This is a genomic window from Hymenobacter caeli, from assembly GCF_013294115.1.
In the GTDB taxonomy this organism is placed as follows: domain Bacteria; phylum Bacteroidota; class Bacteroidia; order Cytophagales; family Hymenobacteraceae; genus Hymenobacter; species Hymenobacter caeli.
In genome coordinates, this window is sequence record NZ_JABSNP010000028.1 from 1 (window position 1) to 19214 (window position 19214).

Here is a 19214-nt window from a genome sequence, read left to right on the forward strand (position 1 = left end):
GGATTAAAATCTGTCTTAGCAACTTAATGCTCAGACGACTTGCTAAACGGGCAATATCCAAACCTGACGATTGATTTATCCTATACCCTCTTAGGGTTACCGGTGGTTCGGGCGTGTGGCCCTCGGTGGTTTCGTAGGCTTCTACGGCATCGGCAAGTAAGGCCAGGGCTTTGTTATCGGCGGCGTCCGGGGCTTGCTCCCAGGCTATCATCTGCTCGATGGCGGCCGCGTGCTGTTCGTCACTGGTAATCTTGAAATCGAAGGAATAGGCGGGTTTAGCAGCTGCGGCACCCGGCTTCGTGGCCTGCCCGGCGACGGTTTTTTCGGTGGATTTGCTCATTTCGCGTGGGGTATTAAATGATTTATCTTTCAAATAACGGCGAAGGTGCAGGATGGGCTTCCATACAGTATAATTAAATTATCAGAAACGGAATAAGTGACCCTATATGCAGCAAGCCGGCCCCAAGGCAAGCCCCGCCAGCCACCACCAGGGCCCCTAAGTCGCTCCAAGTTTCGGGAGGCTACCCGCCCGTCCGGCGCGAGGGGCCCCACCCGCCCAGCCCAGTCCCCCCGCGCCCGCCGCCGCTGGGGCCCTACGCTGGGGGCCCTGCTTTTTGCCGCGGGGATAGGGTTACGGCCAGCCCGTACCTTTGCCCCGTGCAACAGTTAGAACAAGACCTCAAAACCGCGCTGCAAACCGCTGCCCGGGCCGTTTTCGGCGTCGAAATCCCCCTTGCCAGCCTCGCCTTGCAGCCCACGCGCAAGGAGTTTGCCGGCAGCTTCACTCTCGTCACGTTTCCGCTCACCAAGGCGCTGGGCCAGGGCCCCGAGCCCATCGGCCGCGCCCTGGGCGAGTGGCTGCAGGCCCACGAGCCCCGCGTGAGCGGTTTCAACGTGGTGAAGGGCTTCCTCAACCTCGAAATTGCCGACGCCGAGTGGCTGAAGCTGTTTGCCCAGCTGCAAGCGCAGCCGGCCGGGGCCCCTGTCCCCACCGGGGGGCCCCAGCGCGTGGTGGTCGAGTACTCGTCGCCCAACACTAACAAGCCCCTGCACCTGGGGCACTTGCGCAACAACTTCCTGGGCTACTCGGTGGCCGAAATCCTGAAGGCCACCGGCGCCACCGTTACCAAGGCCAACCTGGTGAACGACCGCGGCATCCACATCTGCAAGTCGATGATTGCCTACCAGCGCTTCGGGCAGGGCGAAACCCCGGCCAGCGCCGGCCTCAAGGGCGACCACCTGGCGGGCAAGTACTACGTGCTGTTCGAGAAGCACTACCGCGAGGAAATCCGGCAGCTCGAAGCCGAAGGCGTGACCAACGAAGTGGCCAAAAAGCAGGCCCCCCTGATGGCCGAGGCCCAGCAGATGCTGCAAGCCTGGGAAGCCGGCGACGAAGCCGTGATGGCCCTCTGGCACCAGATGAACGGCTGGGTGTACGAGGGCTTCACCGAAACCTACGCCACCATCGGCGTCGATTTCGACAAGTTCTACTACGAATCGGGCACCTACCTGCTGGGCAAGGAGCGGGTGGAGGAAGGCCTGCAAAAAGGCGTGTTCTTCACCAAAGAAAACGGCTCGGTCTGGGTCGATTTGCAAGCCGAGGGCCTGGATGAGAAGCTGCTGCTGCGCGCCGACGGCACCAGCGTCTACATCACCCAGGACCTGGGCACGGCCGAGCTGAAGTACCAGGATTTCGGCTACGACAGCAGCATCTACGTCATCGCCGACGAGCAGAACTACCACATGCAGGTGCTCCAAGCCACGCTGGCCAAGCTGGGCAAGCCCTACGCCGCCGCCATCCACCACCTCAGCTACGGCATGGTGGACCTGCCCTCGGGCAAGATGAAGTCGCGCGAAGGCACCGTGGTGGACGCCGACGAGCTGGTGCGCGACGTGGTGGCCGCCGCCAAAGCCGCCACCCTGGAAAAAGGCAAAACCGAAGGCCTGTCCGACGCCGAGCTGGAGGAATTGTACCACCTGCTCGGCCTGGGGGCCCTAAAGTATTACCTGCTGAAGGTGGACCCCAAAAAGCGCATGCTCTTCAACCCCGAAGAATCGGTGGCGCTGGAGGGGCACACGGGGCCCTTTATCCAGTACAGCTACGCCCGCATCGCCGCCATCCGCCGCAAAGCCGCCGAGCTTGGCATTGCCGAAGCTGCGGATTTTGCGGCCCTGGGGGCCCTGGCGCCCACCGAGCGCGAGCTGGTGCAGGAGCTGGCCCGCTACCCCGCCGTGGTGGCCGACGCCGCCCGCAACCTCTCGCCCGCCGTGGTGGCCCAGTACGCCTACGACCTGGCCAAAGCCTACAACCGCTTCTACGCCGAAGTCTCCATCTTCCAGGAAACCGATGAGCTAAAGCGCAGCCTGCGCGTGGCCCTGTCGGCCCGGGTGGGCGAGCAACTCAAGGTAACGCTGGGCCTGCTGGGCATCCAGGTACCCGAGCGCATGTAGGCCGGCCCGGGCTGCCGGCTTTTCCGCCGGCTGCCCGGTAATCCCCAGGGCCCCCAGGTCAGGTACCAAGGGCCCCCAGGTAACCCCAGGGCCCCGGGGCAACGATTCCCTGCCGATTCAACGATTAGCGGGCAGCCGGCGAAAAGCCGGCAGCCCGCCCCGTTTCCTCATCCATAATCCCTCATCCGCAGTCCCTTATCCATAATCCCCCCGAATGAAAAGCGTCGCCGTCTACTGCGGTTCCAGTGCCGGAACCAACCCTGCCTACGTGGCCCAGGCCCGGGCCCTGGGGGCCGCACTGGCTGCCCAGGGCCTCACGCTGGTGTACGGCGGCGGGCGCGTGGGCCTGATGGGCACCATCGCCGATGCGGTGCTGGCCGCCGGCGGCAAAGTGGTTGGCGTTATCCCCGGTTTTCTGGATGCTAAGGAGCTGGCCCACAAAGGATGCACCGAGCTGCACGTGGTGCGCACCATGCACGAGCGCAAGCTAATGATGGCCGACCGCGCCGACGCCTTCATTGCCATGCCCGGCGGCTACGGCACCCTGGAGGAGCTGTTCGAAGTCCTCACCTGGGGCCAGCTGGGCCTGCACCAGAAGCCCGTGGGCCTGCTGAACGTAGCGGGCTACTACGACCACCTGCTGCTGGCCCTCGACCGCATGCGCGACGACCAGCTGCTGCGCGCCGAAAACCGGGCCGCCCTGCTGGCCGATGCCAGCCCCGCCGGCCTGCTCGCGCAGCTGGCCGCCTACCGCTCGCCGCAAGTCGAGAAATGGCTCGATTCCAGCACCACGTAGCACTGTGAACATGGGGGCCTCAAACCTTGCGGCGGCCGCGCCGGTTCAAGCGGCAAGTTCTAATTCAACCACCTCAACACCAATTTTATGAAAAACTCCCTGTTGCGCCTGCTGGGCCTGGGTGCACTGGCCACGGCCGGTCTCTCGGCCATGAATTTCACCGCTTCGCCCCAACCTAAAATGGAAACTGCCGCCGCCCCCACCGTGTACGATTTCACCGTGAAGTCCATCGACGGCAAAGACGTGAAGCTGAGCCAGTACAAGGGCAAGAAAATCCTCATCGTGAACACCGCCTCCAAGTGCGGCTTCACCCCGCAGTACAAGGAGCTGGAGGAGCTGTCGAAGAAGTACGGCAAGGAAGTGACCGTGCTCGGCTTCCCGTCCAACAGCTTCAACCAGGAGCTGGCCTCGAACACCGAAGTGGCCTCGTTCTGCGAGAAAAACTACGGCGTGACGTTCCCCCTGTTCCAGACCGTGGCCGTGAAGGGCGACGACGCCACCCCGCTCTACAAGTTCCTGGCCGACAAGACCAAGAACGGTGCGGTGAGCGACGCTCCGAGCTGGAATTTCTGCAAGTACCTGGTCGATGCCCAGGGCCACGTCGTGAAGTTCTACCCCTCGAAAGTGACGCCCCTGAGCCCCGAGCTGCTGGCCGACATCGCGGCCAAGTAATTTTTGCCCCCGGCAAGCTGTTGCCTGCGTGACGCAAATAGAACGTCATGCTGAGCGCAGCCGAAGCATCTCTCCTGCTCAACTATTCCAATCGATTGGAGTGCTGCTGCGGGAGAGATGCTTCGGCTGCGCTCAGCATGACGTTCTTTTGCTTTTAATTACTTTTTTCTACAGTTATGTCCCCCTGGATTTCCGCGTTTCGCCCGCGCACCTTGCCCCTGGCCCTGGCCAGCATCCTCACCGGCGGCTTCCTGGCGAAGGCGGCGGGCCTGTTCAACGGCCCCGTGGTGGCCCTGGCGGCCCTCACCACCATTCTCCTGCAAATCCTCAGCAACCTGGCCAACGACTACGGCGACTCGCAAAACGGGGCCGACAGCATCCACCGCGAGGGGCCCCAGCGCGCCGTGCAAAGCGGGGCCATCACCCCCACCCAAATGAAGCGCGGCATGTACATCTGCGGGGCCCTGGCCTTTGCCAGCGGGCTGCTGCTGCTGTGGGTGGCCCTGGGCACGGCCGGCCTCTGGCTGCTGCTGGGCTTCCTGGCGCTGGGCCTGGCCGCCATTTGGGCGGCGGTGAACTACACCGCGGGCAGCCGGCCATACGGCTACGCCGGGCTGGGCGACATTTCGGTGTTCCTCTTTTTCGGGATTGTGGGCGTGTGCGGCACCTACTTTTTGCAGGCGGGGGCCCTGCCGCTGGCCGTGCTGCTGCCCGCTGCCGCGCTGGGATGCTTCGCCACGGCAGTGCTGAACGTTAATAACATCCGCGACATTAAATCCGACGTGCTGGCCGGCAAAATCACGATTCCCGTGCGGCTGGGGCCCCGGCACGCCCGGCGCTACCACTGGCTGCTGGTGCTGTTCGGGCTGGGCTGCGCCACGGTATTTGTGACCCTCACCTACCACTCGCCCTGGCAGTGGCTCTACGTGCTAGCTGCCCCGCTGCTGCTCTTCAACGCCATTCAAGTATGGCAGCGCCAGGAATCCCTGCAAATCGATCCGCTACTGAAGCACATGGCCCTGAGCACGCTGGTGTTCACGGTACTATTTGGGGTGGGGCAGGTAGTGTAGGATTGCCCTGCTCCCAAGGAACCTCACCCCCTAACCCCCTCTCCAAAAAAGAGGGGGAACTAGTTTTTAGCCTTAGCTTCTAAAACTAGAAGATTATGCTAGGGCTAGTTCCCCCTCTTTTTTGGAGAGGGGGTTAGGGGGTGAGGTTCCCTAGGACGGTGAGCGCAGAGGCGGATGCTAGAACGACCCACTTGAGCATTGATTAAATAAAAAAAGCGCGGCCGCCCACATGGGCGGCCGCGCTTTTTTTATTCGCTGGCAGGTGGCGTTTCGCTGGAAGTAGTGCTGCTTTCGGCACCGCCTTCCGGCTTGGGGCCCCGGTCGTCTCTGTTGCGGTTGCGGCCGCCGCGGCTGCGGCGGCGCTCCCCGTCGGGGCGGGGCTCGCGGGGTTCGCCGTTGGCAGGGGTTTCGCCTTCGGCCCGGGGCTCGCGCGGGGGGCGCTGCCCGCCTTCGGGGCGCGGGGTTCGTTCGGGGCGGGGGCCCCGGTCGCGGCGCTCTTCGCCTTCGGGGCGCGGGGGGCGCTGGTAGGGCACGGCGGGGGCGCTGCCGGCGTCGAGGGCGGCCAGGGCGTTTTTGGCGTTGGCCAGGCGCTCCAGGTGCCGGGGGTCTTTGGGGTCGGGGGCGTCGCGGCGGGGCGGCCGCTCGCCGTCGCGGCCACCGCCTTCGCGGCGCGAGCCGCCCTCGCGGGGGCCCCCGCCGAAGCCGCCGCTCCGGCCGCCGCCGCTACCGCCGTGGCCGCCGCGGGCGGGACGGCCGCCGATTTTGCCGCCCAGGCCGGCGAAGCGCTTGGGGTCGAACTCCGGGGCGGGGCCCAGGCCCAGCTCCTCGGTGATGGCCCGCTTCTCCAGGTCGCGCTCGATGAGCTTTTCAATTTTCAGCACCCGGTCCTGGTCCTGGTCCGAGATGAAGGTGATGGCCGTGCCCTTGGTGGCGGCGCGGGCCGTGCGGCCGATGCGGTGCACGTAGTCCTCGGCGGCGCGCGGAATGTCGTAGTTCACCACGTGGCTCAGGCTGTCGATGTCGATGCCGCGGCTGAGCACGTCGGTGGCCACCAGGATGGGGAACTGCTTGTTTTTGAAGGCCCGCATGATTTCCTCGCGCTCCTCCTGGGTGCGGTCCGAGCTGATGCCGCGGGCCTCAATGCCGAGCTTGTTCACGGCTTTCACGATGCCGCCCACGGCCGCTTTCTGGCTCGTAAACAGCACCATGCTCTGCACGTCCTGGGTTTTGATGATGTGCTCCAGCACGTAAATCTTCTGGCGGTCGAAGGCCATGTACAGCTGCTGGTCGATGCCGGCGGCGGGCTTGCTCACGGCCAGGCGAATCTCTTCGGGATTGGTGAGAATCTGCTGCGAGAAGTCGCGGATTTTGCTCGGCATGGTGGCCGAAAACAGCAGCGTCTGCCGCTGCTTGGGCAGCTGGCGCACGATGTTGAAGATGTCGTCGCTGAAGCCCATGTCCATCATCTTGTCGGCCTCGTCCAGCACCAGGTACTTGATTTGGTCGAACTTGACGTAGCCCATCTGCAGGTGCGCGATGAGGCGGCCGGGCGTGGCGATGATGATGTCGGCCCCGCTCGTCAGGGCCCGCTTCTGCTGCTCCCAGCCCTCGCTTTTGCCGCCCCCGTAAATGGCTATCGAGCTGGCCTCCACGTAGTAGCCGAAGCCCATCACCTGCTCGTCGATCTGGGTGGCCAGCTCGCGGGTGGGCACCAGGATGAGGGTGGTGGTGTGGCCGTGCTTGGCGTGCGAAATCTTGTCGAGCAGCGGCAGCAGGTAAGCGGCGGTTTTGCCGGTGCCGGTCTGGGCGCAGGCAATCAGGTCTTTGCCTTCCAGGATTTTGGGGATGGCCTGCTCCTGCACGGGCGTGGCCTGCTGGTAGTTCATGGCGTCCACGCCGGCCAGCAGGTCGTCGTGGAGGTTAAATTCGTGAAACGTCACGGGACAGCTGTTTTAAAATGAATAATTTGGGCTGACCTCGTGCTTTTGGCCAGCAAACCGCTTGATTTACGGTAAAGATACGCCCGGGGCCCACGCTTGAGGTTGCGCCGGGCGGCCCGGGGCACCGGGCCGCCCGGCCCCGCCAAAAGCCCCAACGACTCAGCGCCCAGAAATGTCCCTCGACCGCTTCTCCGCCCAGGCTGCGGCCTACGCCCGCTTCCGCATCGACTACCCCGCCGCCCTCTACGCGTGGCTGTTGCCGCTGGTGCCCGGCCGCCAGCGGGCCTGGGACTGCGCCACCGGCAACGGCCAGGTGGCCGTGGCGCTGGCCGCGCACTTCGCCGAAGTGGAGGCCACCGACCTCAGCACCAACCAGCTGGCCCAGGCCCCGGCGCGGCCTAACCTCCACTACCAAACGGCCCGCGCCGAGCACACACCCTTCCCTGATGCCGCGTTCGACCTCATCACCGTGGGCCAGGCCGTGCACTGGTTCGACCACGCCGCCTACCACCGCGAGGTGCGCCGCGTCGCTGGACCCGGTGCGTGGCTGGCCGAGTGGGGCTACGGCCTGGGCCGCATCAGCCCCGCCATCGACCCGCTCGTGTGGCACTTCTACCGCGAGGTGCTGGGACCCTATTGGGACGAAAACCGCTGGCACGTGGACGACGAGTACGCCCGCATCCCGTTCCCGTTTGCCGACGTGCAGCGGGCGCATTTTGCCGAGCAGCGGCAGTGGTCGGCCGCCTGGTACCTCGATTACCTGCGCACCTGGTCGAGCGTGCAGAACTACCAAAAACAGCACGGCACCGACCCCGTGGCGCTGGTGGCCGAGGCCCTGACGCAGGCCTGGGGCCCCGGTGAGCGGGCGGTGATATTCCCCGTATTCGCCCGGGCCGGGCGGGTGAAATAATCACAGGTTCACCGCGTTGGCGAGCCATTTATTCCTGATTTTTATGACCCCACTGGCTACCCGGTTGCGGGCGGTGCTGCTGTTCTACCGCGGCGTCGCGCCGTTTACGCTGGGCATCTCGGCGCTGATAGTGCTGGCGGTTTTGGTGCCCGCGTTGCGCGAGGGCCGGGCCCGGGGCTTATTGCCGATGCTGTTGCTGCTTAAGCTGGCCACGGGCCCCGCGGTGTGGTACCTGGCCGAGCAGCTGCGCCCCCAGCAGTACTGGTTTTACTACAACCTGGGGGTATCGCGCGGGCGCTTGTGGGCCGGCGTGGCCGTGCTGGACGGGCTGCTCTTCCTCGGCACGGCGGCCGCCGCAACGGCCCTGGCCGCGTGAGCCGGGGCCCCGCATTCCGCGCCGCGGGCCCGCACGTGCTCGAAGCCGACGGCATCCGGGTGGCGTTCGGCGGCCGGCCGGTGCTGACCGACATCTACCTGCGGGTGCAAACCGGCCAGGTGGTGGGCCTGCTCGGGCGCAACGGCAGCGGCAAATCCACGCTGCTGCAAGCCGTGTTCGGGGCCCGGTGCGTGGCCGATGCCTCGGTGCGCGTGAACGGCCGCCGGGCCGTGCCCGCCTTCCGCACGCCGGGCCTGCTCAACTACCTGCCGCAAGCGCCGCTGCTGCCGCCCGGCGTGTCGCTGCGGCAGGCGGCCCGGCTGTTGCGCGTCGATTGGGCGCAGGCCACGGCCAGTTTCCCCGAGCTGCGGGCGCAGCTGGAGGCCCGCCCCGGCGAGCTTTCGGGCGGCACGGCCCGCTTGCTGCACATGCTGCTGCTGCTCCACGCCGACACCGCGTTTTCGTTGTTCGACGAGCCATTTACCGGCATCATGCCCGTGCACCTCGAAACGCTGGGCGCGGAGATGCAGCGGGCCCGGCAGCGCAAAGGCCTGCTCCTCACCGACCACCGCCACGCCGAGGTGCTGCCGCTGTGCGACGTGGTGTACCTGCTGCACCAGGGCCGCCTGCTGAAGCTGGGGGCCAACCCCGGCCCCGAGCTGCGCGACCACGGGTACCTGGCGGCCTGAGCAGGGCCCCGGCGCGGCCGGCGCGGTGGTTTGCGGGCCGGGTGCGCGGGGGCGGCACCCGTTTGTCCCAGCTCCAAAAACGCCGTGGTCAAACGGGCGAAACGATGGAAGCCGAGGGTTAACGCAGCTATGTTATACTGAAATTAGGTACTTGCGCCAGGTGCTTTAAAATAAATTAAAAAATAATTATCTGTAAGTCAGTATGTTAATTAATAGATGTAAATTTTGCTTTTGGTATTTTGACAGTAAACCTTTATTCTTGCCAGTACTAGCTATCCCGTTTTATTTCATAAATTACTTACTCTATCATGGCCAAGCTATCCAATAAAGCCCCCGCCGCCCCCGAGCTGTTCGCGCCGGCCGAGCCGCGGCCCGCTACCGACTTGGTGGCCACCCCCGCGCCCGCCCGGAAAAAGGCCAGCCGGGTTCCTAAAAGCCCTAAGAAGGAAGCCCTTATCCCGGCCGAAGCCCCCGCTGCCCCGGCCGAAACCGTGCACAGCGGGGCCACCGCTACCAACGACCAGCCCACCGCCGAAGCCGGCTCGCCCACCGAGGCCCCCGCCGACCGCCTCGACCAGATTTTCGACGGCCTCAAGCAGAAATCCACCGCCAAGCAGGCCATCTTCCGCAACACGCTCGCGGCGTTCGAATGCCTGCGCCTGGTCTCGCAGGAGCTGGTGCTGGAGCTGGCCCACAAGCGCCCGCCCCTCGACGCCAGCGTGGTGCTGGAGTACCGCTCCATCAACGACATGGAGTTCCACATCCGGTTTTCGGGCGATTTGCTGGTGTTCGTCATGCACTCCAACATCGTCACGTTTGCCGACGAGTACGGCCCCATGCCCAGCGCCTACGTCCAAGCCGATTTCCGGCGGCGCTTTTTTGGCCACATCATGGCCTACAACTTCATGGCCGACAGCATCAAGTACCAGCGCCTGAACGACCCGGGATACCTCGTGGGCCGCCTGCTCGTCAACATCGAAAACCACTACTTCCTCGAAGGCGTGCAACAGCTGGAGCTGCCCAACAACGACATGTCGGACAACGTGCTGACGACCGACGCCATGCGCCTGTTCGTGGAAAGCGCCATGATTGCCGCCGTCAACAACGACCTGATTGCCCCGCCGCTCACCGAGATTCAGAAAATCAACGTCAAGCAAAAGTTGGAAAACCAGCAGGTGAGCCGCGGCAGCAAAGTCGGCTTCAGCTTCTCCCACGAGCAGGTCGTCTGAACCGCAGATTAAGTGGATTTAACGGATAAGAACGGATTTCAATAGCCTTTAAATATTTGGTGAGAGGAGCTTTGGGCCGCTAGCTGGAATTTCTAAACCCCAACAAAAAGGCCACTCGTAGAGTGGCCTTTTTGTTGCAGAAGAGGAGGCCGTTGGAATCCGTTCTTATCCGTTAAATCCACTTAATCTGCGGTTCAGACAACGCCATAACCCACCTTGGCCCGCACCTTCGCTAGCACGCCGGCCCCGTAGGCCTGGGCCCGGCGGGCCCCGATGGCCAACTGCTTGTCTATTTCGGGCAGGTTGGCCATGTAGAAGTCGAACCGCTCGCGCTCGGCGGCGAAGCGCTTCAGAATCAGCTCGAACAGGGCCTGCTTGGCGTGGCCGTAGCCGTAGCCGCCGGCCAGGTACAGGCGGCGCAGCTCGGCGGTGTCGGCGGGCGGGGCCAGCAGCGAGTACAGCTTGAAGGTAACGTCGGTGTCCGGGTCTTTGGGGTCGGCGAGGTCTTTGCCGTCGGTGATGATTTTGCGGATGACCTTCTGCAACTCCTTCTCCGGCAGGAAGATGTCGATGGTGTTGCCGTAGCTCTTGCTCATCTTCAGGCCGTCGGTGCCGGGGATGGTCATCAGCTCGGCGTCGACGCGGGCCTGGGGCGGCACCAGCGTGTCGCCGTAGCGGGCGTTGAAGGCCTGGGCGATGTCGCGGGCAATTTCGAGGTGCTGCACCTGGTCTTTGCCCACGGGCACAATCTCGGCGTCGTAGAGCAGGATGTCGGCCGCCATCAGCACCGGGTAGGTAAAGAGGCCGGCGTTCACGTCCGAGAGCTTGTCGCTCTTGTCCTTGAAGCTGTGCGCGTTGGCCAGCATCGGGTAGGGCGTGAAGCACGACAGGTACCAGGTCAGCTCGGTCACCTGGGGCACGTCGGACTGCCGGTAGAACAGGTTTTTCGCGGTATCGAAGCCACAAGCGAGCCAGGCGGCGGCCACGGCGTAGGTGTTCTGGCGCAGCACGTCGGGGTCGCGCACGGTGGTGAGCGAGTGCAAGTCGGCGATGAAGTAGAGCGAGTCGTTGGCCGGGTTCTTCGACAGCTCGATGGCCGGGAGGATGGCCCCGAGTAGGTTGCCCAGGTGCGGGCGGCCCGTGCTTTGGATGCCGGTGAGGATGCGGGACATGGAAATGAGAATCAGTGTGCGGTGTCCGGCAGGGGAGCCGGCACGTAATCGGTACCCGTGTTGAGCGCGTGCACAATGCCGGGCAAATCGTCGGTGGTGAACCGCTTGGCTTCCAACAGTTCGGTCAGGTCGGGCCGGTTGGCGAGGTGGCGTTGGAGTGCTTCCCTGAATTTTTTGCCGCCGCCCAGCAGGCCACTGGACGGGATGGGCGAAACGTCTGCCTCCTGCACCCATTTCAACAGATATAAGACGCCGGTGGACCCGCCGCCGCCCACCATCGCGCCGCCGGCCCCCACCATCGGGGCCCCACCCGTCGGGTAGGTGTAGCGCAACAACGACACGTAGCCGCTGTCGAGCCGCTCTACAAAGGCCAGGTCCACGGTTTTAATAAACGGGCCGGAACCCAATGTGAAGTTGCCCGCGGTGACGTATTTGTGCCCGCCCATCTGAAAGGAAGCGACTTCCTGTGGAGCGAACCTGGTTTTTTTGCCGTCCGCATCTTCCACCACCAATTGGTCGTTGCCCCGCAGCTTCAGCTGGCCTTGGTGGCGCACGCCGGGGCTGTTGACCAATCGGTAAGAGCCGGGCTCGAAAGAATTAAAAAACTGGGCCCACAGCACCTGTGGCAACAATAACCCAATGAATACGAATAGCAGGCGCATGGCGTAAAGAAATAGAATGGTTAGGGATAAAAAAATAATCAGGGTTTCATCCGCACGCCTTGGTTATAGGCGCGCACCAAATCGGCCAGCTGGGCCCGGGTAATCTGGTTAGCCACCAGCTGCCGCTGCAACACTGGGTCGGCGGGGAACAGGCCGGCCACGAGCGGGCTCAGGGCCTGGCGAGCGTCGAGGCCCGGGGCGTGCTTGGGGCTGTACACGAAGAAGTTGGCGGTGCCGCGCTTGCGCAGCACGGCCAGCGCGATGTGGGCCTTGATGGGGCCCATCGGGGCCACGTAGTAGTAGTAAAACAGCTCCACGGGGCCGTCGGCCACCACGGTTTCCAGCAGGGCCGGGTCGGCAAATTTCGCGTCGAAGCCGGCGCGGAGCTTGAAGCCGTCCTGCCGGGCAAACGCGTGGCCGTCAACGGTGAAGGCCGCTACCTGGGCGGGGCGGAAGCTGCGCTCCTGGCCGTTGCGGACGCCGGCCAGGGCCCCGGGCTTGGCGTCTTCGGCCAGCACCAGCTTCAGGTCGGCGTCGCCCTGGGCCCCGTTGGCCAGCTGGTAGTGGCCCGGCGCGAGCAGGAACTGGGCGTGGGCCCGGCCCGGTGGCAGCGCGGCCATGGCGAGGGCCCCGGCCAGGCCCACCAGGCAGTGGCGGGCAAACGATAAGCGCAGCATGATGATTAACAGGTAGATAAGATAGAAATAATTATTGCCTCACTAAAATGACTCGGGTAAGGTAGCAAGTGCGCCGCATGTTCAGGGCTTCACGAAGGGCTGGCCGGAGTTGAGGGCCCGAAAAAACGCGGGCAGGGTGTCGTCGCGCACGGCCGAGCCGTCCAGCAGGGCCAGCAAATCGGGGCGGCCCGCGGCGTAGGGCCGCAGGGCGGCGTGCAGCTTCGCGCCCTGGTTGGTCCAGGCGTAGGCGGGCAGGCTGACGGCCTCGGCCGCCCCGGCCGGGCGCGCGAGGTACACGCTCACCTGGCTCGTGCGCTCGTACGCGCCGTCGTAGCGGAGCACCCCGGCCGTGGCCGATTCGTAGCGCAGCAGGCACACGCGGCCGCTGTCGAGCCGCTCCACCAGGGTGGGCCCCATCTTTTGGTAAGTAGCGCCGCTGGGCACCAGGAACCCGGCCGCTGGCACGAACACCCGGCCGTCGTCGGTCTTCGCGTAGGCCAGGACCTCGGGCGCAATCCGGGACGCGTTGCCCGCTTCGTCTTTGACCCGGAGGCCGCTTTCGCTCAGCAGCAGGGCCCCGCGGTAGCTTTTGTGGGGGTCGCTGGCCAGCGCGTAGGTGCCCGGCCCGCGGGGCTGCGCCCGGGCCGCCGCGGGCAGTAGCAGGGCCAGTAGGAAAAGCGTGTTTTTGAGCATGGAAAGGGTGGAAAGAGGGGTTGGGCTCACACACTGTCGTTGGCCGCGGCTTCCTGCTGCAGCTCCAGCGTGTCGGCGGGGCCGAGGTAGCGGTCAATCAGGAAGTGGGCCAGGTAGAGCACGGGCGTGAGCAGGATGGCGGCGGCAAATTTGTACCAATAGTTGAAGTTGGCCACGCTCACCACCTGCGCCAGGCTCCAGTTGCCGAACACGTAGAACGCCACGTACAGCACCACGAAGCTGTCCACGAGCTGCGACACCAGCGTCGAGCCCGTGGCCCGCAGCCAGATGAGGCGGCCCCCGGTGGCCCGGCGGAGGGCGTCGAAGATGCTGGCGTCGAGCAGCTGCCCGATGATGAAGGCCACAATGGAGCCCGTGATGATGCCCAGCCCCTGCCGGAAAATGCTTTGGTAGGCAAAGTCGATGCTGAACGGCCGGCCCAGGTTGTCGGCCTTGTTCACGTCGAGCCAAAAATCGGCCGGGGGCAGCCGGGTGGTGAGGTAGATGACCCCGAAGGCGAACAGGATGAGCCCCATCGTGAGGTAGCTCACGCGCAGCACGCCCGCCTTGCCGAAGTACTCGTTGATGATGTCGGTGGTGACGAACACGACGGGCCAGATGAGCACGCCGGCCGTGAGGTTGCCGGGCAGAAAGCCGGTGAGCTTGGCCACCGAAAAAATCTTGACCCCGATGATTTCGGCCAGCAGCGCGTTCACCAAAAAAATGCTGCTCAGCACCAGGTACAGTTGCTGTTTGCGGTGGGCAAAAGGGGCGGGCATACGGCAGCGGTTATAGGCTCACCATCAGCCCTTCGAGGGCCAGCTCGGCGGTGGGAAACACGGCGCGGGCCTCGGCCAGCAGCGGCTCTAGGGCCTTGTAGCGGCTGGAAAAGTGGCCGATGAGCAGGCGGCCCACGCCCGCGTCGCGGGCCAGCAGGGCGGCCTGGCGGGCGGTGCTGTGGTGGGTTTGGGCGGCCCGCTCGCGCAGGTCTTCCAGAAAGGTGGCCTCGTGGTAGAGCAGGTCGGCCCCGCGCACGAGGTCGGCCAGGGCGGGGGTGTAGAGCGTGTCGGAGCAGAAGGCGTAGCGGCGCGGCGGCGCGGCGGGGGCCGACACGTCGGCGTGGCGCAGGCCGGGCTGCCGGTCGTCGGGGGCCAGGTCGTGGCCCTCGGCGAGGCGGGCCAGCTGGGCGGCGCTGAGGCCGGCGGGCAGGCGCTCCTTCAGCAGGCGGGGGCGGCGCGGCTGCTCGGCAAACAGGTAGCCGGCGCACGGAATGCGGTGGCGCATGGGCAGCGAGGCCACGGTGATGTGCTGGTCCTCGTACACCCCGGCGTGGACTTCGGTATCGACGGCGACGAACTCCATGGCGTAGGCCAGCTTCGTGCCCGACGCCCGCATCTGGGCCAGGAGCACGTCGTCGAGGCCCGGGGGGCCGACGATGACGAGCGGGCGGGTGCGGCCCTGCAAGTGCAGGGTACCCAGCAACCCGAAAATGCCGAAGTAGTGGTCGCCGTGCAGGTGCGAGATGAAGATGGCCTTCAGTTGGTTGAGGCGGCTGCGGTATTCGAGCAGGCGCCACTGGGTGCCCTCGCCGCAATCGACGAGGTAGTGGGCCCCGCCCACGGTGAGGGCCTGGGCCGTGGGGTGGCGGCCCAGCACCGGCGTGGCCGACGCCGAGCCCAAAATTCGCAGCTCGAAAGTCAAAATAGTAAGCCGTTGATTATAAGCTGTTAGCCATCAGTTGGCAACAGGTAGCTCTTTTCAATAAGAATTCAGAATAGTTGGCCATTCAGCAAAAAGAAATTGGCTGCCAACGGTAGCACCCCCAAGGAAGGCTAACAGCTGACAGCCAAAAACCATGTGCCGTATCAAGGCAGCCGCTCAATAAAAACTACTCTTTGTCCGTCAGGTCGCGCTCGATGGCGTGCAAAAACACCCGGTCGATGCCTTCCTCCACGGTGGGCAGGATGTGCAGCACCGACTCCAGCTTGCTGATAGTGATGAGCTTAAGCACGTGGTCTTGCAGGCCGGTGAGCACCAACAGGCCCCCGGTAGAGTTGCACAAGCGGTTGGCGATAAGGATGGAGCTGAGGCCCGACGAATCGGTGTATTTTACGTTGGACAGGTCCAGGATCAGGTTGTTAATACCTTCAGCGTTGAGCTTAACAAACTCCGATTTGAGGTCCGGGGCGACGGTGGTGTCCAGCTTTTTCTCGTCGATGGTGATGACGGTGTAGCTTTCTTTTTTATCGATGGCGTACTTCATGCGGCGGGAGCGGGAGATAAGTATTAAAGCAACGAAGGTAGAGAAAAAACGCGCAAGGCCCTAGCGCAGCACGGGCCCCGCGAACGTGAGCGAAGCCCAGGTGCTGAGCCAATCGGCCCGGTCGCGCAGAGCCGCCGGGGCTTCGGCCATGTCGACGGCGGCCACCAGGTAAGGGCCCGGCCCCAACAGGCGCAACAGCACGCGCCCGCTTTGGTTGGCGTGGGTCACGAAGTGCCCCGTGGGCTGGCCCGCCGGCTGCTGCTGCCACACCTGCACCAGGGCCCCGCGCACCGGCTGGCCGGCCCGCAGCACCCGCACGGTGAGGGCCGCGCCGGGGGCCAGGCGGTAGGGATTTTGCTCGGGCACCAGCTCGAAGGGCAGGCCCAGCACCCGGCGGTAGGCGGTGTCGGCCGCCGAGGCCGTGAGCCCCACCTGCACCAGGGCCTTGGCGCAGCGGCGGTAGGCCTCGCGGCCGGGCAGGGCCTGCTGGGCCCGCTCCTGGCGGCGGCGCAGGGCCAGCTCCAGCCCTTCTTCGCGCAGGTAGGCGGTGAACTTCTCGCCGGGCAGCTCGATGAACGCGAAGTTGCTGCGCAGCACCACCAGGTGGGTGCCGGGCCGGGCAAAGGCCACGGCGGTGCGAAACGTGTCGGCCGGGGCCCCGCCGGGCGCGGGCGTCAGGTCGGCGGTGTCGGCCGGCACGGGGCCGTAGCGCCCAAAGCGCAGGATTTTGCGGGCCCCGTTGCCCCAGGGCTCGCCCCGGAAGCTTTCGCCCACCAGGGGCCGCACGTACACGGTTTCGCCCGGCAGCAGGCGGAAGCGGGCGGGCTGGAGCCAGAACTCGTGGGCCAGGGCCCCCGAAGCCGCCGCCGCGGCCAGCAGCAGCGCTGCCCCGCGGATGGGAAAATGCGCCTTCATGCCCGCTACTGCCGCTCCAGGGCCAGGGCGTAGGCGCGGTCGTAGTACACGCGCAGGTTTTTCCAGTCGAACAGGTCGGCGTGGCTTTCCACGTTGTTGCGCTGCTGAATCCGGTCGCGGCGGCTCAGCAGCACGAACTGCCAGAGCATCTCGGTCAGCTCCTCGGCCGATTCATCGAAGGTGCGCTCCTGGCGGTGCACCACGAAAATGCCTTTCTGCTCGGGGTCGGGCACGTTTTGCAGGGCGTAGTCGCCGAAGCCCGAGAGGTCGCTCGTAACGGCCGGCACGCCGCGGGCCACGCACTCCAGGGGCGTGTAGCCCCAGGGCTCGTAGTAGCTCGGGAACACGCCCAGGTGGGTGCCCCGCACGAACTGCCCGTACTCCATGCCGAAGAGCGGCGAGGTGGTGGACACAAAGTCGGGGTGGTACACGATTTTTACCCGGTCGTGCTGGTAGTTCAGCAGGTTGGCGCGGCGCAGGTAGTTGAGGATGTCGTCGTTTTGGTCGTCCACCAGGTTGTGGGTGATGACCGGGGGCAGGGCGTTGGATTTCCAGCTTTGCAGCGTGCGGCGGTAGCGCAGCTTCCAGTAGTCGTCCACCATCGAGCCCAGCTCGGGCAGGCGGTGGTCGGAGCTGGCGGCGGCGGCGTAGAACAGCCGCTCGCCCACCTGCTCCTCGATGGCGCGGCAGGTCTGGCGCACTTCTTCCAGCACGGCGCGGCGCTCCAGCACCTGCGGGTTGATGCTGGTGAAGGGCCGCTTGGTGATGAAAAACATCACCACCTGCACGTCGACGCCGCCCTGCTGGAGGCGGTAGTTGAGGCGGGCCAGGGCCTCCAGGGTCAGGTCGAAGCCCTTGTTGTGGTACTCGTAGCGGCCCGAGGTGAAGAAGTACAGCGTCTTGTCCAGCTCGAAGGAGTACGAGTGGAAAAAGTGCGCCATCACGAACTCGTTAATCTTGGCCTTGTAGAGCTGGTGCAGGTTCTGGAACTCGTGGCCGGCCACGAACCGCTCGATGTTGAGGCCGTTGGGCAGCACGGCGTCGGGCATGCGGTCCAGCAGGTAGATGCACTCGCGCACCGTCAGCTCGCTCACCGTCGTGAACACGTGGCTGCCGTGGGCGGCGGCCCGTTCCATCGTCACGGCCGGCTCGATGTTGAAGTGGCGGCTCTCGGCCAGCCAGTCCACGCGCATGAGGTGGTCGTAGAAGTCGGGGTCGTTCATGGCCAGGTAGCGGCCGAGCAGCGTGGCGTGCGTCGTGAACACGAGGTGCGCCGGGGTGCGCTCGCGCCGCAGCTCCGGGATGGCCACGCCCGTCATCCACTCGTGGAAATGCACCAGCAGGCGCTGCTTTCCGGCCTGGATGGCGGCCACGGTTTGGATGAAAATCCGGGACAGCTCCCCGAAGGCCACCACCTGGTGCAGCAGGTCGTCGTTGTCGGGCATCGGGATGCCGTGGCGCTCCCAGAGGTCGGCCTTGATTTGGCCCAGCCGGCCGTAGGCCTGGAAGGGGTTGATGAGCACCACCCGGGGGCGGCCCGTCACGAGCCAGGTGCCGAAGCAGATGTCGTAGCCCGCGGCCCGCAGCTGGCGCACGGCCACGGCGTAGGGGTCGTCCATCAGGTCGAGGTGGTGGTCTTCGTAGTTCTCGAACTCGCCCTGGGCCATGTGGGCGAAGTAGGGCCCCAGCAGGCAGTACCGCTCGCCCCAGGCGGGCACGGTGGCCGGCACTTTGGAGCGGATAACGGTGTAGATGCCACCGACTTGGTTGCAAACCTCCCAGGCCACTTCAATCAGCAGGGCGTCGGGCAACAGGGCGTCGGGGGCGGGGGCAAGGCTCGTGGGCATGGGCGGGCGGGAAGGGCGGGAGGAACAGCGGCGGCGAAAGGTAAGCCGGGCCGGGAACACGGACCGCGCCCGCCGCCACTTATTTTCGGTACGGCCCGCCGGGGCCCTCCGGCTGGTTTTGGGCCCGAATGCGTTGGAAAAACTCCTCGCGGTAGGTTTCGCCCAGCGGAATGGCCGCCTCGCCCACGTACACCGTGTGGCCGTCCACGAGCTTGATTTTGTCCAGCGCCACCACAAAAGATTTATGCACCCGCAGAAACGCCGGCCGCGGCAGCTGCTGGGCCAGGTCCTTCAGCGTTTGGTAGGTGACGACGCGCTGGCCCGGCACCGCGATGGACACGTAGTTTTTCAGGGCCTCCACGTACAGAATATCGGCGTAGTTGAGCCGCAGAAACTTGTTTTTGCTCTCGCCCTTCACGAACAGGTAGTCGGCCGCTGGGGCCCCCACCACCGGCGGCGGGGCCAGGACCGGGGCCCCGGCCGGCACCAGCGCCTGGGCTTTCTGCACGGCGCGCAAAAACCGGTCGAAGGCCACGGGCTTGAGCAGGTAGTCCACCACGTCGTGCTCGTAGCCGTCGAGGGCGTACTCGGGGTAGGCGGTGGTGAGGACGACCCGGCAGCGGTGGCCGCAGATTTTCAGGAATTGCAGGCCCGTCAGCTCCGGCATCTGGATGTCGAGGAACACCAAATCAACGCGGCCTTCCTGCACCCATTGCAGGGCTTCGAGCGGGTTGGTGGTGGTGCCCACCAGCGCCAGCGTCGGGATTTTCTGGATGTAGGCGGCCAGCAGCCGGGTGGCGGCGGGCTCGTCGTCAACGGCGATGCAGCGGAGCATATTTTAGTTGTTAGTTA

20 protein-coding genes are annotated in these 19214 nt (G+C 65.2%); 8 read left to right on the plus strand and 12 right to left on the minus strand.

Translation table 11 applies throughout. The features are described from left to right. The coding region (locus HNP98_RS20030) for a hypothetical protein (RefSeq protein ID WP_173811965.1) at positions 1–340 on the minus strand (340 nt) is incomplete at its 3' end. Positions 341–657: 317 nt separating this feature from the next. Between HNP98_RS20030 and argS the strand changes: the two genes are divergently transcribed. The 4 genes from argS to HNP98_RS20050 all read left to right on the plus strand — a co-directional run bounded on the left by argS (position 658) and on the right by HNP98_RS20050 (position 4989). Further along, positions 658–2451, plus strand: coding sequence for an arginine--tRNA ligase (argS, locus tag HNP98_RS20035; RefSeq protein WP_173811966.1), 1794 nt, complete (start codon positions 658–660; stop codon positions 2449–2451). 214 nt (positions 2452–2665) lie between these two features. Next, entirely contained in the window at positions 2666–3247 is a 582-nt protein-coding gene (locus tag HNP98_RS20040; protein WP_173811967.1) for an LOG family protein, read from the plus strand. A gap of 87 nt (positions 3248–3334) precedes the next feature. Continuing rightward, a complete protein-coding gene (locus tag HNP98_RS20045; protein WP_173811968.1) occupies positions 3335–3919 on the plus strand; it encodes a glutathione peroxidase in 585 nt (194 codons plus the stop codon). Positions 3920–4095: 176 nt separating this feature from the next. After that, entirely contained in the window at positions 4096–4989 is an 894-nt protein-coding gene (locus HNP98_RS20050) for a 1,4-dihydroxy-2-naphthoate polyprenyltransferase (RefSeq protein ID WP_173811969.1), read from the plus strand. A gap of 248 nt (positions 4990–5237) precedes the next feature. On the opposite strand, the gene HNP98_RS20055 is transcribed toward HNP98_RS20050, so the two are convergent. Further along, on the minus strand, positions 5238–6929 hold the full coding sequence (locus HNP98_RS20055) for a DEAD/DEAH box helicase (protein ID WP_380267745.1): 1692 nt from the start codon (positions 6927–6929) through the stop codon (positions 5238–5240). 172 nt (positions 6930–7101) lie between these two features. Here HNP98_RS20055 and HNP98_RS20060 point away from each other — a divergent pair, with 172 nt between their 5' ends. The 4 genes from HNP98_RS20060 (at position 7102) to HNP98_RS20075 (ending at position 10133) form a co-directional block, all read left to right on the plus strand. Then, the gene (locus tag HNP98_RS20060) at positions 7102–7839 is read left to right on the plus strand and encodes a class I SAM-dependent methyltransferase (RefSeq protein ID WP_173811970.1); all 738 of its coding nucleotides are present in this window, start codon (positions 7102–7104) and stop codon (positions 7837–7839) included. Positions 7840–7882: 43 nt separating this feature from the next. Beyond that, on the plus strand, positions 7883–8215 hold the full coding sequence (locus tag HNP98_RS20065; RefSeq protein ID WP_173811971.1) for a hypothetical protein: 333 nt from the start codon (positions 7883–7885) through the stop codon (positions 8213–8215). A 35-nt stretch (positions 8216–8250) separates the two neighbouring features. After that, the gene (locus tag HNP98_RS20070; RefSeq protein WP_217425850.1) at positions 8251–8904 is read left to right on the plus strand and encodes an ATP-binding cassette domain-containing protein; all 654 of its coding nucleotides are present in this window, start codon (positions 8251–8253) and stop codon (positions 8902–8904) included. A 308-nt stretch (positions 8905–9212) separates the two neighbouring features. Continuing rightward, entirely contained in the window at positions 9213–10133 is a 921-nt protein-coding gene (locus HNP98_RS20075) for a hypothetical protein (protein WP_246275248.1), read from the plus strand. 194 nt (positions 10134–10327) lie between these two features. Here HNP98_RS20075 and trpS read toward each other — a convergent pair whose 3' ends face one another. The 10 genes from trpS to HNP98_RS20125 all read right to left on the minus strand — a co-directional run bounded on the left by trpS (position 10328) and on the right by HNP98_RS20125 (position 19197). After that, positions 10328–11305 carry a tryptophan--tRNA ligase gene (gene trpS, locus HNP98_RS20080; RefSeq protein ID WP_173811973.1) on the minus strand — a complete coding sequence of 326 codons (978 nt, stop codon included), beginning with the start codon at positions 11303–11305 and terminating at the stop codon, positions 10328–10330. 11 nt (positions 11306–11316) lie between these two features. Further along, positions 11317–11967: a hypothetical protein gene (locus HNP98_RS20085; RefSeq protein WP_173811974.1), complete on the minus strand. Its 651-nt coding sequence runs from the start codon at positions 11965–11967 to the stop codon at positions 11317–11319. A gap of 38 nt (positions 11968–12005) precedes the next feature. Further along, positions 12006–12644, minus strand: a complete 639-nt coding sequence (locus tag HNP98_RS20090) for a hypothetical protein (protein ID WP_173811975.1) — start codon at positions 12642–12644, stop codon at positions 12006–12008. 81 nt (positions 12645–12725) lie between these two features. Beyond that, positions 12726–13337, minus strand: a complete 612-nt coding sequence (locus tag HNP98_RS20095) for a hypothetical protein (RefSeq protein WP_173811976.1) — start codon at positions 13335–13337, stop codon at positions 12726–12728. A gap of 26 nt (positions 13338–13363) precedes the next feature. Then, positions 13364–14116: a queuosine precursor transporter gene (locus HNP98_RS20100; protein WP_173811977.1), complete on the minus strand. Its 753-nt coding sequence runs from the start codon at positions 14114–14116 to the stop codon at positions 13364–13366. Between the two features lie 10 nt (positions 14117–14126). Further along, positions 14127–15038, minus strand: a complete 912-nt coding sequence (locus tag HNP98_RS20105) for a ribonuclease Z (RefSeq protein ID WP_173811978.1) — start codon at positions 15036–15038, stop codon at positions 14127–14129. Between the two features lie 187 nt (positions 15039–15225). Then, positions 15226–15600, minus strand: coding sequence for an STAS domain-containing protein (locus HNP98_RS20110; protein WP_109656031.1), 375 nt, complete (start codon positions 15598–15600; stop codon positions 15226–15228). Positions 15601–15660: 60 nt separating this feature from the next. Next, positions 15661–16515, minus strand: a complete 855-nt coding sequence (locus HNP98_RS20115) for a DUF4198 domain-containing protein (protein ID WP_173811979.1) — start codon at positions 16513–16515, stop codon at positions 15661–15663. A gap of 5 nt (positions 16516–16520) precedes the next feature. Further along, on the minus strand, positions 16521–18362 hold the full coding sequence (locus tag HNP98_RS20120; RefSeq protein ID WP_173811980.1) for a glycosyltransferase: 1842 nt from the start codon (positions 18360–18362) through the stop codon (positions 16521–16523). A 79-nt stretch (positions 18363–18441) separates the two neighbouring features. After that, positions 18442–19197, minus strand: coding sequence for a LytR/AlgR family response regulator transcription factor (locus tag HNP98_RS20125; protein ID WP_173811981.1), 756 nt, complete (start codon positions 19195–19197; stop codon positions 18442–18444). Positions 19198–19214: the final 17 nt, after the last annotated feature.